The sequence below is a fragment of the Vibrio sp. 10N.222.46.A1 genome, assembly GCF_041473595.1.
GTDB classification, from domain to species: Bacteria; Pseudomonadota; Gammaproteobacteria; order Enterobacterales; family Vibrionaceae; genus Vibrio; species Vibrio tasmaniensis_A.
In genome coordinates, this window is sequence record NZ_JBFRSN010001865.1 from 1 (window position 1) to 341 (window position 341).

General features: G+C 36.1%; 1 protein-coding gene. It reads right to left on the reverse strand.

Annotation, left to right across the window (positions count from 1 at the left end; all coding sequences use genetic code 11):
* A partial coding sequence (locus AB4496_RS29665; RefSeq protein WP_372133725.1) for a hypothetical protein occupies window positions 1-227 on the reverse strand: 227 nt, incomplete at its 3' end.
* Window positions 228-341 lie beyond the last annotated feature (114 nt).

Below are 341 nucleotides of genomic sequence, written 5' to 3' on the forward strand. Positions count from 1 at the left end.
AGCTCAAGCAGTGTTATTTCCTTCAAGTTAGATGTATGAAATTGAAGTAGCCTAAGCTGGTATTCACGATTATAAAATTCAGCCATGGCATATAAAATACCGACAACAACAACTAGCGCACCACTTCTTGCTAACCATAAATAGTCATCAAAAGCTTTAAAAAATGACAGCAATATGCCCGAAATGATGATAAAAAAAGTTAGCCCATAGGTAAATTTGATGTTCATAACGTTATTATTCCTTTTTTGCCTAACGCCGCAATAACACGTGCGAACGACTTAATTCCAAAACCAATTACACTTCAAACCGCGAATGCCGAATGTAAATAGCATCGTGTTGAT